15 protein-coding genes are annotated in these 14,175 nt (G+C 71.4%); 4 read left to right on the top strand and 11 right to left on the bottom strand.

What is annotated here, in order from left to right:
* Positions 1-163 precede the first annotated feature (163 nt).
* The 6 genes from GPA04_RS10045 to GPA04_RS10020 all read right to left on the bottom strand — a co-directional run bounded on the left by GPA04_RS10045 (position 164) and on the right by GPA04_RS10020 (position 7,125).
* On the bottom strand, positions 164-781 hold the full coding sequence (locus GPA04_RS10045) for a NeuD/PglB/VioB family sugar acetyltransferase (RefSeq protein ID WP_156223961.1): 618 nt from the start codon (positions 779-781) through the stop codon (positions 164-166).
* Positions 778-1,374, bottom strand: coding sequence for a sugar transferase (locus GPA04_RS10040; RefSeq protein ID WP_156223960.1), 597 nt, complete (start codon positions 1,372-1,374; stop codon positions 778-780). The genes GPA04_RS10045 and GPA04_RS10040 overlap by 4 nt, the downstream gene beginning before the upstream one ends.
* A gap of 29 nt (positions 1,375-1,403) precedes the next feature.
* Entirely contained in the window at positions 1,404-2,540 is a 1,137-nt protein-coding gene (locus tag GPA04_RS10035) for a DegT/DnrJ/EryC1/StrS family aminotransferase (RefSeq protein WP_156223959.1), read from the bottom strand.
* Positions 2,537-4,465: a polysaccharide biosynthesis protein gene (locus GPA04_RS10030; protein ID WP_241680721.1), complete on the bottom strand. Its 1,929-nt coding sequence runs from the start codon at positions 4,463-4,465 to the stop codon at positions 2,537-2,539. The genes GPA04_RS10035 and GPA04_RS10030 overlap by 4 nt, the downstream gene beginning before the upstream one ends.
* Before the next feature lie 123 nt (positions 4,466-4,588).
* Entirely contained in the window at positions 4,589-6,169 is a 1,581-nt protein-coding gene (gene menD, locus GPA04_RS10025) for a 2-succinyl-5-enolpyruvyl-6-hydroxy-3-cyclohexene-1-carboxylic-acid synthase (RefSeq protein WP_206674188.1), read from the bottom strand.
* Positions 6,166-7,125, bottom strand: a complete 960-nt coding sequence (locus GPA04_RS10020; RefSeq protein WP_277754297.1) for an o-succinylbenzoate synthase — start codon at positions 7,123-7,125, stop codon at positions 6,166-6,168. Before GPA04_RS10020 ends, menD begins: the two co-directional genes overlap by 4 nt.
* 125 nt (positions 7,126-7,250) lie before the next feature.
* Between GPA04_RS10020 and GPA04_RS10015 the strand changes: the two genes are divergently transcribed.
* Complete coding sequence (locus GPA04_RS10015) at positions 7,251-7,511, top strand: DUF6458 family protein (RefSeq protein WP_156223958.1); 261 nt, start codon at positions 7,251-7,253, stop codon at positions 7,509-7,511.
* 29 nt (positions 7,512-7,540) lie between these two features.
* Here GPA04_RS10015 and GPA04_RS10010 read toward each other — a convergent pair whose 3' ends face one another.
* Positions 7,541-7,897 (bottom strand): hypothetical protein, encoded by a 357-nt coding sequence (locus tag GPA04_RS10010; RefSeq protein ID WP_156223957.1) that lies wholly within the window; start codon positions 7,895-7,897, stop codon positions 7,541-7,543.
* Positions 7,898-7,980: 83 nt separating this feature from the next.
* Between GPA04_RS10010 and GPA04_RS10005 the strand changes: the two genes are divergently transcribed.
* Positions 7,981-8,736 carry a nucleotidyltransferase domain-containing protein gene (locus GPA04_RS10005; protein WP_156223956.1) on the top strand — a complete coding sequence of 252 codons (756 nt, stop codon included), beginning with the start codon at positions 7,981-7,983 and terminating at the stop codon, positions 8,734-8,736.
* A gap of 1 nt (position 8,737) precedes the next feature.
* Here the strand turns inward: GPA04_RS10005 and GPA04_RS10000 are convergent, their stop codons facing one another.
* Positions 8,738-9,475, bottom strand: a complete 738-nt coding sequence (locus tag GPA04_RS10000) for a metallophosphoesterase family protein (RefSeq protein WP_241680720.1) — start codon at positions 9,473-9,475, stop codon at positions 8,738-8,740.
* 56 nt (positions 9,476-9,531) lie between these two features.
* On the opposite strand from GPA04_RS10000, the gene GPA04_RS09995 reads away from it, so the two are divergent.
* Positions 9,532-10,479: a 1,4-dihydroxy-2-naphthoyl-CoA synthase gene (locus tag GPA04_RS09995; RefSeq protein ID WP_156223955.1), complete on the top strand. Its 948-nt coding sequence runs from the start codon at positions 9,532-9,534 to the stop codon at positions 10,477-10,479.
* Between the two features lie 9 nt (positions 10,480-10,488).
* On the opposite strand, the gene GPA04_RS09990 is transcribed toward GPA04_RS09995, so the two are convergent.
* From GPA04_RS09990 to GPA04_RS09980, 3 genes are all read right to left on the bottom strand, one after another.
* Positions 10,489-10,740, bottom strand: coding sequence for a hypothetical protein (locus tag GPA04_RS09990; protein ID WP_156223954.1), 252 nt, complete (start codon positions 10,738-10,740; stop codon positions 10,489-10,491).
* 125 nt (positions 10,741-10,865) lie between these two features.
* Positions 10,866-11,645, bottom strand: a complete 780-nt coding sequence (locus GPA04_RS09985; RefSeq protein ID WP_156223953.1) for an LLM class F420-dependent oxidoreductase — start codon at positions 11,643-11,645, stop codon at positions 10,866-10,868.
* 52 nt (positions 11,646-11,697) lie between these two features.
* Positions 11,698-12,750, bottom strand: a complete 1,053-nt coding sequence (locus GPA04_RS09980) for a DUF3048 domain-containing protein (protein WP_241680719.1) — start codon at positions 12,748-12,750, stop codon at positions 11,698-11,700.
* A 285-nt stretch (positions 12,751-13,035) separates the two neighbouring features.
* On the opposite strand from GPA04_RS09980, the gene GPA04_RS09975 reads away from it, so the two are divergent.
* Entirely contained in the window at positions 13,036-14,136 is a 1,101-nt protein-coding gene (locus GPA04_RS09975) for an AMP-binding protein (protein ID WP_170299354.1), read from the top strand.
* The last annotated feature ends 39 nt before the right edge of the window (positions 14,137-14,175 follow it).

The following is a 14,175-nucleotide window of genomic DNA, read 5'->3' as shown; positions in this document are numbered from 1 at the left end:
GTGAGGTAGCGAGTCAGGCTGACCCGCGCGATAGCGCGAGCACCGTCGGGAAGTGACTCGATGACCTGGTCATGTGGTCCGGCGACGTCAGGCGCCTCGCCTGACTCGCGCCTTGGAGCGTGGGCTCGGCTCGGGGCGTCCGGGCGCCGGGGGCGGCGGTCGCTCACCGCGCCGGAACCCCCTTGACGACGGCGCGCGGTGGCACGTCCCTGACCACGCAGGCGGCAGCACCCACCGTGGCGAACCGGCCGACGACCACGTCCTGGAGCACGACCGAGCCGGCACCGAGCAGGACACCAGTGTCGACCGTGCATGCACCTGAGACGACCGCGCCCGGGTTCACAGAGACCATGTCCCCCAACACCGTGTCGTGTCCTATCGTGGCGTTCGGGTTGACGTGGACGTGCCGTCCGAGCTCCACGTTGTTGGACAGCGCAGCACCGGCGCAGACGACTGATCCGGCTCCGAGGATCGTCGCGCGGCCGATCGTCGCGCTCGGGTGGACAAGTGTCGCGGCACTCGCCCGGCCACCAATGCGCTGGGCGATCTTGGAGCGCGTCGTGGGATGACCTACGCCGATCAGATACGGCGCACGGATATCGGCGGTCAGCCAGTCATCGATGGTTCCGAGGTGGCGGGCGCCCATCCGGCCCAGGCGCTCGATGTTGTCCGCGCTGGGGGCGTCGTCGACGACAACGCAGTCTGTCAGTCCGCATGCGTACGCCACGTCGAGCACCTCACGACCGAACCCACCGGCGCCTACAACGACGAGATCGGTCATGTCGTGGTGTTCCCGTTGAAGATGCTTGAGGTGACGTGGCCAGGCTCGGACGAGCCCTCGCGTCTGATGACGACGCCGACAGTCTTGAAGATGATCCACGCATCCAGGAGGAGCGACCGCTCACTGACGTAGCGAGCGTCGAGGATGAGGCGTTCCTGCCAGGGAAGACGGTTGCGGCCGGAAACCTGCGCAAGCCCTGTGATGCCTGGTCGCACCTCGTGCCGCCGGGCCTGCTCGGGCGTGTACCGCTCTACGTACTCCATGAGTAACGGCCTGGGGCCCACCATGCTCATGTCGCCACAGAGCACGTTCCATAGAGTCGGCAACTCGTCGAGGCTGGCGGCTCGCAATGCCCTGCCGAAAGGCGTCAGGCGCTGAGCATCAGACACGAGCCCCTTGACATGATTCACGCCATGCATGCTGCGGAACTTCAGGAGCGTGAAGGGCGTGCAGTCCTTGCCGGGCCGTAGCTGACGGAACAACACGGGTCGACCCAGTTTCAGGCGGACCGCGATCGCGACACCCATGAGTACGGGCGACAGGAGGACCAGTCCCGAACCCGCAGCTGCGACATCCAGGATCCGTTTGACCACGTCGTATCGCCTGGCGGACGAGTGATTACTCACCTCTGGGACCCCGTGAACTCCTCTATCTGCGCTACGACACGGTTGGTCTCGCTGTCGTCGAGAACGGAGCCACTTGGCAGAACCACGCCAATACGGAAGAGCTGATCGCTGGCGCCTGTGATAAACCGCCGCGTCCCGTCAAATGCCGGTTGTCGATGCATCGGCTTCCACAGTGGCCGGGACTCGATGTTGTCCCCGTCGAGAGCGTGCCGCAAATCTGCGGCCGAGAAGCCGGCGATGTCAGGATCGATCAACACGGCTGTCAACCAGCAGTTGTCCTCGACGTCCTCGTGCCCCCCGAGAAGGGTGACTCCTGGGACCTGGGCGAACAACGCTCGGTACCGCTCCCGATGGTCACGACGCCGACTGATCATGTCGTCCAGTCGACGCAGCTGCGCCCGCCCGAGCGCAGCCAGCAGGTTCGACAGCCGGTAGTTGAATCCCACCTCGGTGTGCTCGTAATGGACCACGGGCTGCCGCGCCTGGGTGGAGAGGTAGCGCACCCGGTCCGCGATCGCGCGGTCGTCCGTCAACAGCATGCCGCCGCCGGAGGTGGTCATGATCTTGTTGCCGTTGAAGGACACGATCGAGGCTGCGCCGAACGAGCCTGCAGCGCGGCCCCGGTGCGTCGCACCAAGCGATTCTGCCGCGTCAGCCAGTACCGGCACCTCGTGCCGGGCAGCCAGCTCCTCGATCACTGTGTAATCCACCGCCTTGCCGAGCAGGTCCACAGGCACGATCGCTCTTGCTGGTGTGCCAGCTGCGGCCAGGTTCGCCAGGGCCTCTTCGAGCAGCACCACATCGATGTTGCCGGTGGTCGGGTCGCTGTCCACAAAGACCGGTTGCGCTCCGGTATAGGTGATGGCGTTCGCCGTGGCGGCGAAGGTCATCGTCGATGTCAGCACGAGGTCACCCACGCCGACACCCAGCGCCAGCAGGCCCAGATGCAACGCGGCCGTGCCGGAGGAGAGTGCGACTCCGTGCGCCACGCCCACTCGAGCTGCCATCTCGGCCTCGAAGGCATCCACATCGGGCCCGAGCGGGGCGATCCAGCCCGACTGCATGGCGGCCAGCACGGCCTCTTGCTCTACCTGCCCCACGTCCGGAGCCGACAGAAAGATCCGGCTACTCATCGGGCCGGTGCCTTGGCCACGAAGAGGGGCCCGATCGGGGCGGTCGCCTCGCCCGTATCGCTGCGCCGGCGGGAGGCATCCGAAGTGTGCTCGCGGCGCCAGTGGTCATCCCACCACTGCCGATCCAGCGCGGCGGGCGGCAGCGGCGGCACGGTGGCGTGCGAGATCTTCGGATGCACGCGCGCCTGTGCAGCCTCGCCGACGCTCATGAGCTCCTCGTGCAGCTTCTCGTGCGGGCGCAGTCCCGTGAACACGATCTGGATCTCCTTGCCCGACATCGCGATCATCCTCTTCGCGATGTCGAGGATCCGAACCGGTTCGCCCATATCCAAGATCAGCACCTCGCTCGGATCGCCGATCGCGCCAGCCTGCACCACGAGCTGGCAGGCCTCAGGGATCGACATGAAGTACCGAGTGATGTCCGGATGCGTGACCGTGAGCGGCCCCCCCGCTTCGATCAGAGCGGCGAAGGTCGGCACCATCGAGCCGCGGCTGCCCAGCACGTTGCCGAACCGCACGGACAGATACCTACGGCCGGTCGACTCCGCGAAGCTCGCCGTCAACCGCTCCGCCACCCGCTTCGAGTGCCCCAGCACACTCGTCGGGTTCGCGGCCTTGTCGGTGGAGATGTTCACAAACGTCTCCACTCCCGCCGCCTCCGCGGCACGCAGCACGTTCAACGAACCCAGCACGTTGGTCTTCCAGGCCTCCGCCGGATATTGCTCCAGCATCGGGAGGTGCTTCAGCGCCGCGGCGTGGAACACCACGTCGGGCCGACGCTCCAGGAACAGCGAGCGGATCACCTCGGCGTCGCGGATGTCTGCCAGCACCACATCCGGGGTGCTGAGGAGTCCGTGCCCATGCACGATCAGCTGCACATGCTGCAACGCGCTCTCGTCACGATCGAGCATGATCAGCTCGCTCGGTGCCCACCGCTCCACCTGGCGGCACAGCTCGGCACCGATGGATCCACCGGCCCCGGTGACCAGCACACGGCGGCCCCGCAGGTATCCCGCGATCGAGGCGACGTCGGTCTCGACCGGGTTCCTGCCGACGAGATCCTCGATACTGATGGAGCGCAGATCCGTGATGCCTGACCGGCCCTCGAGCACCTCCGAGAAGGGCGGCATCACCAGCACCTGCATTCCGCACGCCGTCGCCCGGTCGTTGACCAGACGCAGCAGCCACGCCTCGGCGCGTGCGATCGCCACCACGAGACGGGTCGCCCCGGTCAGCGCCACCGCGAACTCAAGATCGTTCAACGATCCCAGCACCCGCACGCCGTGGCGGACGGCACCGTGCAGCGTTGGCGCGTCGTCGATGATCCCGACCGCACGAAACCTCGCACCGGGATCGGTCCGCATGCTGCGGACGAGCTGGGACCCCACGCGACCGGCGCCGTACACCAGTGTGGGCGCCGCATCGTCCGCCGGTCGCTGACCCCGCTCGAACGCCAGCCGCTTGAGGTAACGACTGGCGGCCATCGACACGAACGCGAGCGGCGTGGCGATCATCATCGTGCTGCGTGGCACGCTCAGGGTCGGGCCGAGGAAGAGCAACGGCACACCCACAGCGATCGCGGTGGCAGCAACGCTGCGCGTCAACCCGATGACCTCGTCAAAGCTGCCATAGCTGTACCGTCCCCGGTACAGCGAGAACGAGAAGCCGAAGACGACCTGCAGGACCAGCACTGCGAGCACCACGAGCACCACTCCGGCAGCACTCGACGCGGGAACTGCGAAATCGAAGCGGAGCCAGACCGCCAGCGGTACCGCGAGCAGCCAGACAACGAGATCGACGGCCGCCTGCGGTGCTGACCGCGCAAAGCCCCCGCGCGCGTGAAGGCGACGCAGCGCCGCGAGGTACCACTCGGTGACCCTCTGCAAGCGAAACCCCCCTCCACGCTCACTGACCAGCACCCTCACCGAACACAGAGACAGCGCGCACGCATCAGATAGTTGTGGAGATCTTTATTGTTGAAGTCACCAGCATCTTGTCACAGTGGCACCCCGTGTGCGCGGACGAACGTGCGGTTGCCCGTGTCCTGGTCAATCCCGTGCGAGCGAGATCTCGACGACGGAGCGACCCCTCACGGGGACGTCGAGCACCCGGCTGAGCTCCGGCGTCGTGCGCACGAGATGGTGGGTCGCTCCGAGACCCGCCGCGAGCGCGCCGATGTCGATCTGCTGGGCGGTGCCGAAGTAGCGCGGATACACGTCCGCGTGCTCCGGCCTGCCGTGCTCGAGGGTGCCGAAGATGCCGCCGCCGGCGTCGTCGAGGACGATCACCTGGAGATCGACCTCCGGCTCGTGGCCACCGTGGGCGAGGCCGCCGACGTCGTGGAGGAACGTGAGGTCCCCGACGACGACCCGCACCGGCTCGCCGGTCGCGAGCGCGAACCCGGTGGCGGTCGAGATCGTGCCGTCAATCCCGGCGAGCCCGCGGTTGGCGACCACACGCGCCGGCGTGAAGCCCGCCCCGACGCCGGCCGCCAGATCCGCGTGCCGGATCGTGAGCGAGGAGCCCAGCACGACCGGACCTCGCCGGTCCGGCCCGAGCACGGCATGCAGGACCTGCGGGCCCGTGAGCGTCGCCGACGCGAGCGCCTCGGCCTGCGCGGCTGCGCCCGCCTCCCGCCACCGGGACAACCACGTCGGGTCGGTGCTCGGCTCGGTCACCACCGCCCGTGTGGCGATCGTGCTCGCCGTCCCCGCGACGTCCACCCAGTCCGGCCCGGGCTCGAGCACGATCACCTCGACGTCCTCGCGTGCCAGAAGCTGCGAGACCGGCCTGCTGAGGGTCGGGCGGCCGGCGACCACGACCCGCTCGACCTCGGCCCCCAGGGTGGCGAGCACGCCCCGATACCCGGGGACCGCCGTCGAACCCTGCCGAGCACCGGAGGTGGGCTCGGCGAGCAGCGGCCACCCGCCCGCCTCGGCGAGGTGCGCGATCTCCGGGCCGGCGCCGTCACCGGCCACGACCACGGTGCGCGCACGCCCGGCGAGCTCGACAGGATCATCCGCCGGGGCGCGTGCAGACAGCCGCGGGCGCGGCTCCGGCGGCGCCCCCGGCTGCCACGCCTCGGCGGGCGTCAGCGGGTCGCGGAAGGCCACGTTGACCTGGACGGGTCCCGGGTGGCCCGAGCGGACCCCCGTGGCCGCCGCGACCGCCCTGCCGACGATCGCGCGCACGCCGCGCGGGGTGCCGTCGAAGGCGGGGATCTCGACGGCGGAGCGCGCCGCCGCCCCGAAGATGCCGGGCTGGTCCGTGGTCTGGTTGGCACCGACGCCCCGCAGCTCGTGCGGGCGGTCGGCGGACACGACGATCAGGGGCAGTCGCGCGTGGTGCGCCTCCAGGACCGCGGGATGCAGGTTGGCGACAGCGGTGCCGGAGGTGGTGACCACGGCTGCGGGGCGGTTGGCGCGGGCGATGCCGAGCGCGACGAACCCGGCCACCCGCTCGTCGATCCGGACGTGGACGCGTAGCCAGCCGCCCTGCTCGGCGGCCGCGAGCGCGTAGGCGAGCGGGGCGCTGCGCGAGCCGGGGGCGAGGACCACGTCCTGGACCGCGTGGCTGACCAACGCCGAGACGACCTCGCGGGCCGCGAGCGCGGCGGCGTGCTCGCTCACGACCAGCCTCCGCTCACGGCCTCGATGCGGCGATGCCACCGGCGCCTGGTGTCGGCATCGGCGGCCACGGCCGCGAGCGCCGAGCTGCTCGGTGTCACGGCGCGCACAGGGAGGTGCCCGTCGACCGGCAGCAGCGGGTCGTCGGTGACGTCGCGCTCGACGAGCTGCACGGTCGCGAGCCCGCACGCGTAGGGCAGCTCGGGGAGGGCGGCGGCGAGCGCCACCCCGGCGGCGATGCCCACCGAGCTCTCGAGGGCTGAGGACACCACGACCGGGAGCCCGGTCTCCTCGGCGACGCGCAGGGCCGCCCGCACGCCCCCGAGCGGCTGGACCTTGAGCACCACGATGTCCGCCGCCTCGGCGCGGACCACCGCCATCGGGTCCTCGGCGCGGCGGATCGACTCGTCGGCAGCGATCGGGACGTCGAGGCCTCGCCGCACCGCAGCCAGCTCCTCGACCGCGGCACACGGCTGCTCGGCGTACTCCAGCCCACCGGCGGCGTGGTCGAGCTGGCGGAGGTGGCTGAGCGCGGTCTCGACGTCCCACGCGCCGTTGGCGTCGACGCGGATCTTGCCGGTCGGTCCGAGCGCCTCGCGCACGGCCTCGAGCCTGGCCTGCTCCTCGGCGAGCGACTGGCCCGGCTCGGCGACCTTCACCTTGGCGGTGGTGCAGCCGCCGGAGCTCCGGACGATCGCGGCGGCGCGGTCGGGACCGACCGCGGGCACGGTGACGTTGACCGGGACCCGGTCGCGCACCGGCGCCGGGAAGCCCTCGTCGGCCGCCTCCCGGGCCGCCGCCCACCAGCGGCTCGCCTCGGCGTCGGAGTAGTCCCAGAACGGCGAGAACTCGCCCCATCCCGCAGCGCCGCGCACGAGCACGCCATCACGCTGCTGCAGCCCGCGGAACCGGGAGCGCATCGGCGTCGACCACACGAACGCACGCGGCAGGGAGGACACGCACGTCAGCCTACGGTCAGTCCGCGCCAGGCCGGTCCGGCGCGTTCGGCGCCCGGCGGTCGCGCGGTTCCCCTAGGCTCGCCGCGTGGCCGACACGGCCGTCGCCCCGACAAGGAGCAGCAGACATGGGATACGGACTCGGCGTTTTCCTCATCGCCGCCGGCTTGATTCTCGCCCTGGCGGTCCAGGACCGCATCGAGGCGGTCGACCTCACCCTCGTCGGGTGGATCCTGGCCGGTGCCGGCGCCGTCATCGTGCTGATCACGGCGATCCAGGCCAACGCCCGGCGCAGGTCCACCACGACGGCCACGACCACCGCCTCGGACGGCTCGCGGATCACCGAGCAGCGCACCACCGACCGCCAGGACCCGCCGCCGGTCGTGTGACCTGTCGGGCGAGCTGAGCCGGTTCCGGCTCAGCTGATGCCGGCGCGCTCGTCGAGGTCCTGCAGGAGGTCGTGGGCGGCGCGCTCCACGGCCTTGTGCCGCCACTCCGACGCGCGGTAGACGCACGCGATCAGCCCTGATCGGTGCACCCGCCGGAAGTCGCCGACCACGAACGCGTACCTGGCCTTGGTGCCGTCGTTGGCGCCCACGGTGAGGCCGAGGTGCCAGGCGGCGTACGCGTCCCAGCCGTGGCGCTCCAGGAACGCGTTCTCCGCCTCCGCGTCGGGCTGGGAGCCGCCCCAGTCGCTGTCGAGCACGTACTGGCGGGCCGCGATCTTCGATCGGATGAGCTCGACCGCGTCCGGATTCACCTCGTACCTGGCCATGTCTCACCTTCCCACCCAGCGGCGCGTCCGCGCAGGGTCTCGAACGAGCCGCGCCGCCGGCACGATCTGCCTAGGTTGGGGGCGTGACCCCACCGGACCTGCTGCTGCACGAGCTCTCCGAGGCGATCGTCACCACGCTGGGCAACCAGCTGGTGGGGCTGTACGTGCACGGTTCGTACGTGGCCGGCGACTTCGAGCCGGCCCGGAGCGACCTCGACCTGCTCGCGGTGCTGCACCGGCACCCGGACCCAGCCAGCCTGGAGCTGGTGCGTCCGCTGCACGCCGGCGTCGCCGTCGAGCACCCCGGCTGGGCCGACAGGATCGAGGTGGACTACCTCTCGCTGACGACGCTCCGCACCCTCACCGAGCGGCCGGGCCCGATGATGCGGATCAGCCCGGGTGAGCCGCTGCACCTGTTCGAAGGGACGCGGCACTATCTGATCAACATCGTCTCGGCACGTGAGGACGGCCAGACGCTGCACGGCCCGGCCCTGGCCTCGTTGCTCCCGCGCGTCCCCGCGGCGGTGCTGTTCCCCGTGGTCCGGGAGCACGTCGCGAGCTGGCCGGAGTGGGTCCAGGACGCCCGCGGACGCCCCGGAGCGCAGGCGTACGCGGTGCTCACGCTGTGCCGGGCGCTCCACCTGCTCGAGGTCGGTGACCAGGTGTCGAAGCGGCAGGCCGGCTCCTGGGGGCTGGCGCGGCTGCCGGAGTGGGCCGACCTGATCGCCTGGGCGTCGGAGTGGTGGTACCACGGCGGCACGGAGGCCGACCCGGGCCGGTTCGCGGAGGTCGAGACGTTCGTGCGCGCCGTCAGCGGCGAGAGCCGCGAGCAGTCCTGACCTACTGCCGGCCGCGGTAGCGGGCCGTGCGGAGCTCGACCTCCCACACGTCGGCGGTCGGCATCCCCCGCTCGTGCGCCACCGCGACCTCGGCGTCGACGTCGTAGGGGACGCGGACGAAGGAGATCCCGAACGGTGCCGGGTCCACGCCGTCGATCACACCCTCGAGCACCCCGTAGCTGGGTGTCGGCTCGTCCAACGGGTTGCCCACCGAGCCGACGTTCACCAGGGTGCGACCCTCCCGGGTCTGGGCGTAGGCGGCGTGGATGTCGCCGTAGAGCACCACATCGGGGCCGGGTCCGGCGCCGGTCATCTCAGTCGCGAGGAACATCCCGTCGAACTCGTCGTCGGTGTGTCGGACGTGCACCCGCACGTGCGGGCTCTGGGCGGAGGCGTGGAAGAGCCGCACCCGCCGCCCGCTGACCAGCAGGTCGTGGCTCAGCGGCAGCGAGACCAGCCAGTCGCGCTGGTCCTGCCGGAGCTCGTCGCGCCACCACACCAGATCGGGTCCGCGATCGTCGGCGATCGCGGGCAGGAACTCGTCCCAGTTCCCGCGCACCGTCACCTCGCAGACCTCCCGGCACCGGTCGACGGCGGCCGACCCCCTCGGGCCCTTGCCTGCCACGTCGCCGAGATTGAGGATCCGTTCGATGCCACGGTCGGCGATGTCGGCGAGCACGGCCTCCAGCGCGGTCAGGTTGCCGTGGACGTCGGAGATGATCGCGATGCGGTCGGCCACGCCGGCACCCTACCGAGCACGATCACGCGCGTCGCGCAGCGCCCTACGCTGGCCCGGTGAGCCACGTACCGGTACCCGAGCAGGTCTCGGAGATCTTCGACCCGCAGCGCTGGCGCGACATCGACGGGTTCGACCTGACCGACCTGACCTATCACCGCGGCGTCCGCCGCAGCGGCGACACAGTGGAGGACCTCCCGGTGGTGCGCGTGGCGTTCGACCGGCCCGAGGTGCGCAACGCCTTCCGCCCGCACACGGTCGACGAGCTGTACCGGGTGCTCGACCACGCGCGCATGAGCAGCGACGTCGCCGCGGTCATCCTCACCGGCAACGGCCCGAGCCCCAAGGACGGCGGCTGGGCGTTCTGCAGCGGCGGCGACCAGCGCATCCGCGGCCGTGACGGCTACCGCTACGCCGAGGGAGAGACCGCGGACGACGTCGACCCCGCCCGCGCCGGCCGCCTCCACATCCTCGAGGTGCAGCGACTGATGCGCACGATGCCCAAGCCGGTGATCGCCGTCGTGCCGGGGTGGGCCGCCGGGGGCGGGCACTCGCTCCACGTGGTCGCCGACCTCACGATTGCCAGCCTCGAGCACGCGCGGTTCAAGCAGACCGACGCCAACGTCGGCTCCTTCGACGCCGGCTACGGATCGGGCCTGCTCGCCCGTCAGGTCGGCGACAAGCGCGCCCGGGAGATCTTCTTCCTGGCCCGGGAGTACTCCGCCGAGCAGGCCGAGCGCTGGGGGGCGATCAACGAGGCGGTCCCCCACGCCGAGCTGGAGAGCGTGGCGCTGGACTACGCGGCGATCATCGCCACCAAGTCGCCGCAGGCGATCCGGATGCTGAAGTTCGCGTTCAACCTCGTCGACGACGGCCTGGCCGGCCAGCAGGTGTTCGCCGGCGAGGCGACCCGGCTGGCCTACATGACCGACGAGGCTGTCGAGGGCCGCGACGCCTTCCTGCAGCGGCGCGAGCCCGACTGGTCAGGCTTCCCGCACTACTTCTGAGGCGTGGTGTCAGCGGCTGAGGAACCACTCGGTGACGGCGTTCGCCACGGTGCCCACGCCGAGGGCGAGGACCACCATGGTGCCGATCAGCAGCACGAGCGAGGTGACGACCGCAGCGGTGGTCCGGGCGAGGGTGCGCTCGTCGGGACCGGGGACGTCGTTGGTCGGGAGGTGGTTGTCCTCGACCGGCACCTCGGTCGGACGAGCCGGGGCGGCGGTACGGGGGCGGCGGACGATGGCGTGAGCGGTGATCGAGGTCATGCCTCAACACTGCTCTCGCGCCGCGCTCACCGCATCGGGCGGTAGCCCGAACCGCGCACCCGCCCCCGGGATGAGCCGGCGCGGCGGCGTCCACCCGGGGGATGACGCCGCCGCGGTGACCGGTCTCAGCCCTGCGCGTCGCGCCAGGCGAGCGCGTCGGTGAGCGTGCTGAAGTCGTAGTCCGGGCCGGGGGTGCCGATGGTGAACAGCGTGACCCCGGCGTCGACGAACGACTGGGCCGCCTCAGCCCCGGGCCACGACGTCGAGCGCTCGATCGAGGCAGGGTCGGTGCCGACGGCGGCGCAGTGCTCGGCGAGGATGGCCGACTTGCGCGTCACGGTCTCGAGGTCGCCGAAGGCGTGCCAGATGTTCGCGTGCTGCGCGACCAGCCGGAGCGTCTTCTTCTCGCCACCACCGCCGATGAGCACCGGGATGTCGCGACGCGGTGCCGGGTTGCCGGCCGCGAGCCGGTGCTCGATGCGGGGCAGGTACTCCCCCAGCAGCTTCAGGCGGGAGCCGGGCGTGCCGAACTCGTAGCCGAAGTTGTCGTAGTCCTTCTGGTTCCAGCCGGCACCGATGCCGAGGATGAGGCGTCCGCCGCTGATGTGGTCCACGGTGCGCGCCATGTCGGCCAGCAGGTCGGGGTTGCGGTAGCCGCCGCCGGTCACCAGCGCGCCGATCTCGATCTGCTCGGTCTGCTCGGCCCAGGCAGCGAGCATCGTCCAGCACTCGAAGTGCTCGCCGTCGAGGTCGCCGTTGAGCGGGTAGAAGTGGTCCCAGTTGAAGGCGACGTCCACGCCGGCATCCTCGGCGCGCAGCACGGCGTCCCTGATGAGGGCGTAGTCGTGTGCGTGCTCGGGCTGGAGCTGGACGGCGATGCGGACGCGGCGCTCGGAAGAGGTCATGACGACCAGCCTACGTTCGGCGGGCCGGCGGTGGCGCCGTGCGACCGCGGTGTCAGGATGTCGAGACGGAGGAGCCGGAGACCGGCACCAGCTCGACCCAGACGTTGCCGGGCGCGAGCAGCACCGGCTCGCCGTCCGCCGTCGTCAGCGTCATGACCGAGCCGACCTCCTCCTTGCTCCAGGTCGCCTCGAGCTGGTGACCGCCGGCGAACACGGTGGCCTCGCCGGTGCCGGTGAGGATCGTCTCCGGCACCGGGTTGCCGCCCGGGTCGCGGGCGCCGCTGTTGCGGACCTGCACGCGCAGCACCACCACGTTGACGGCGGTGATCTGGCCGCCGTCGGCGGTGGTGGCGGCCCGGCCGTCCTCGCTGCGGTTCCACACCTCGCCGTCCCAGCTCCACCCGGGGCTGGCGGCGGGGAAGTTGACCGCGATCGTGCTGACCGGGGTCCCCGTGAGCGCGCTGGCGTTCTCGGCGGTGCGCCCGAACTGGAACTGCGGAGGCGGCGCGCTCTGCCCGGCGCCCGCGGCCAGGAAGGCCTCGGTGTCCCCGTAGACGTTGTGGGGCGCCCGCCGGTCGCTGGTCCGGTAGAAGCCGGCGTCGCCGCCGTCGTGCGAGAGCATCGTGAGCCCGGTGTCGGCGACCTGGCTGACGAACCGCGCCTGACCGCCCGAGAACACGAACAGGCCGCCGAACGGTGCCGAGATCGCGGCATCCATCGGACGCAGCGAGCGGATCGGGCCGAGGACCTCGGGGACCTGCGAGTGGAAGACCGCGTTGAACCGCGTGATGCCGCCCTCGACCATCTCCTCCCAGACCACGTCGGCTGCGCCGAGACCGGTCTGGGGGCGCGCGGCGGCGGAGTTCTCGATCTTGACGCTCATCGCGGGTCGCGCGGCGACCTCATCGGTCGGCACGCCCGTCAGCGGCCACGTCAGCGGCATCGCGGGCTCGGGAGCCTCGCCCTTGTCGACGACCACGGGCTCCGAGGAGAAGACCTTGACCACCACGACCTTGTTGCCGGCCGGCGCCGAGCAGCCCACCAGGAGCAACAGCGCCGCGACCACCGCAGTCAGTGCGCGGGTACGCGCGCTCGTCCGTCTCACGCGGCCATCGTAGACGTGAGCCTCCGACCCCTCGTCGGGGGCGTCCGCCAGATGTCCGACAGTTGATGAAGAAGTCGCCGTCAGGGCCGTCGATCTGCTTGACCCGGCCAGGGGGCGTTGCTAGCGTCACATGCTGTTCGCCAGCACTGAAAGTCGTTCATCTTCGACAGTCCCCCCTGCGAGTCCGACGAGCTGGCGAACCCCGGCTGAGCCGGGTGGCCCGGCGGTGCATCCCCTACGCTGCCGGGCCTCTTTCATCCCTGCCGGCGTTGCTACCGTGACCGCGTGTCGGCTACCCCGGACCCGCTCGCGCTGCGCGCGTCCTTGAGCGCAGCGCTCGACGGCGGAGCTCCGGTCGTGCTGGGCGAGCCAGTCCGGGCCGTGGTCCCCGACGGCGTCGCGCTGGTGCTGCGGACCTCCGGCTCGAGCACGGGCGTGGGGCGGCCGGTGGCGCTGTCGGCGCAGGCGTTGCTCGCGAGCGCGGACGCGACGCACCGCCGGTTGTCCGGTCCGGGACGCTGGGTGCTGAACCTGCCGCCGGTGCACGTGGCGGGGGTGCAGGTGCTGGTGCGGTCGGTTCGCGCAGGGCTCGAGCCGGTGGTGGTCCCGCCGGGGCCGTTCGAGCCCGAGGTGCTCGCGACCACGCTCCGGGCCGCACCCATGGATGCCCCGCTGTACCTCTCGCTGGTGCCCACGCAGCTGCACCGGGTGCTCGCCGCCGGCGGGGCTGCGCTGGCGGCGCTGGCCCGGTGCTCCGCCGTGCTGCTGGGCGGTGCGGCGGCGTCCGCGACCGACCTCGCGCGGGCACGGGCCGCCGGTGTCCCGGTGGTCACCACCTACGGCATGACGGAGACCAGCGGCGGCTGCGTCTACGACGGCCTCCCGCTGGAGGGGGTCCGGGTCCGGATCCGCGACGACAGGGTGCTGCTCGGCGGCCCGACCCTCGCCGAGTGCTACCTCGACGACGGCCCGCAGCCCTTCGAGCGCGACGCCGACGGCCGCTGGTTCCTCACCTCCGACGCCGGCGAGATGTCACCGGACGGGCGGCTCACGGTGCTCGGCCGCGTCGACGACGTCATCATCAGCGGTGGCGTCAAGGTGCACCCGGCGCACGTGGAGCGCCTGCTGCAGCCCGTGGTCGGCGAGGTGATCGTCGTCGGCGTGCCGGACCCGGAGTGGGGTTCCTCGCTCACCGCCGTCGTGACCAGGCCGTGCTCGCTGCGCGAGCTGCGCGACGCCGTCGGCCATGGCCCCGACGCGCCCCGCGCGGTCGTGGTCGTCGACGCCCTGCCCACCCGCGGGCCCGGCAAGCCCGACCGCCGCGCCGCCCTCACCCTCGCCACCGCCGCACTCGGTGACCAGGACGCCTCGACGTCGCCGGCGTGAGACAGCGCCCTCCCCGCCCTGGCGGCGGTGAGACAGCGC

It is taken from the genome of Pseudactinotalea suaedae, assembly GCF_009733815.1.
Taxonomy (GTDB): Bacteria; Actinomycetota; Actinomycetes; order Actinomycetales; family Beutenbergiaceae; genus Pseudactinotalea; species Pseudactinotalea suaedae.
Note: the sequence above shows the minus strand (reverse complement) of the source record. Positions and strands in the feature narration are given on the sequence as shown.